This window comes from Microbacterium sp. NPDC008134 (assembly GCF_042957055.1).
Taxonomy (GTDB): Bacteria; Actinomycetota; Actinomycetes; order Actinomycetales; family Microbacteriaceae; genus Microbacterium.
Map to the genome: position 1 here is coordinate 1 of NZ_JBIBHO010000008.1, position 1357 is coordinate 1357.

Genomic DNA, 1357 nt, shown 5'->3' on the forward strand with positions numbered 1-1357 from the left:
GCGGTGGCGAGGGTCACCGGGGCGTCGTCGACACCGTCGATGTGCGCCCACCCGCGCCCGGACGTGTAGTCCTCCGCGGTCACGGACACCACGAGCGTCGGCGCCGCACCACCCAGGGACGGCATGTCATGGTGTCGGGCGGCGATCCCGAGGACGGCGGCGAGAGCATCGTGCTGTTTCTGCGCCCGCGACCGGTCATCGACCGTCCGGCCCGCATCCCCCGACGGCAGGACATCATCGTCGCCAAGACCGGAAAAGAGGTCGCCGTCGTGGGGGCCGGGGAAGGCACCGTCGCCAAGACCGAGGAAGGCGTCATCGTCGGCGTGACCGGTGAGCGGGCTGTCGACTGCGGCTTCGTCCGCGGATGGGATGAATCGCACCCCGGTTCCGGTCACGGGTGTGTCCGGGACGGGTGGTCCGTCGACTTTCGGGTTCAGATACGCGTCCCAGATGCGCTGCAACTGCCCCGCTGTCTCGGGAAGCAACGACCCCCGGATCGGGATCACCCCATCCTTCACCCGGCCCAACACGATCCCGCGGGCCCGCATCGCCCGCTCCTCCACAGGCTCCGCGCCGTCGGGGTCGAGATACGTCACGATCACCCGCGACAACAACTTCAGATCCTCCGGCGTCGCGGGCGGACCCGCCTCGAGCGAGCGCTCCACCCCCGAATCCACCCCCGCACCCGCATCCGCATCCGCACCCGTCTCAGCATCGGCATCGGTCTCGTCGACCGCTGCGAGCCCGCGCGCGTACTCTGCCAGCTCGGCGTCCGCGAGGAGCCGGTCCGCCGCGCCGATCCGCGGCCCGGCCTGCTCCACCGGACCGGTCGCCGCCAACACCCCCGCCAGCCCAACCGCCCCATCCAACAGTGCCTCCCGCAGGGCCGGCCACCGGGCGGGCAACCATGCTCCGGACGAGAAGTCCACCTCCCGCCGCACCGCCCGACCGGCTTTCACGACACGGCCCGCCCCAGCCGCATCCGTGCGGAGGACGCGTTGGACGAGTTCGTTCATCGTCCGGCATCCGAACTGACCGCAGAACGCCAACTCCCCCGACCCCGCCGGGCGCTGATCCACCGACCCGACCGTCTCCACGACCACCGCGTCCACACGCCGGGACACCTCGCCCGCGGCACGGAGAACCCGCATCTTCTCCACATCCGACAACCCCGCAAGCGTGTCCGCACGCAACACCACGGCCAGGTCAGCAGCGACCCGGTCAAGGAGCTCAGCGATGCGGTTCATGACCTCAGTCCACCAGCGACCACCGACATTCGGACACGAAAAGACCAGGCCACAGCAACTATCGACACGAACAGTGGAGAACCCGAGGGGACACCACACCGGTGCAGAAC

The 1357-nt window shown here is 70.0% G+C and carries 1 protein-coding gene; it reads right to left on the reverse strand.

Going from position 1 to position 1357, the window contains the following annotated elements; all coding sequences use genetic code 11:
- Positions 1-1247: DUF222 domain-containing protein (locus ACFY9N_RS17355; protein WP_391480211.1), on the reverse strand; the 1247-nt coding region annotated here is incomplete at its 3' end.
- Positions 1248-1357: the final 110 nt, after the last annotated feature.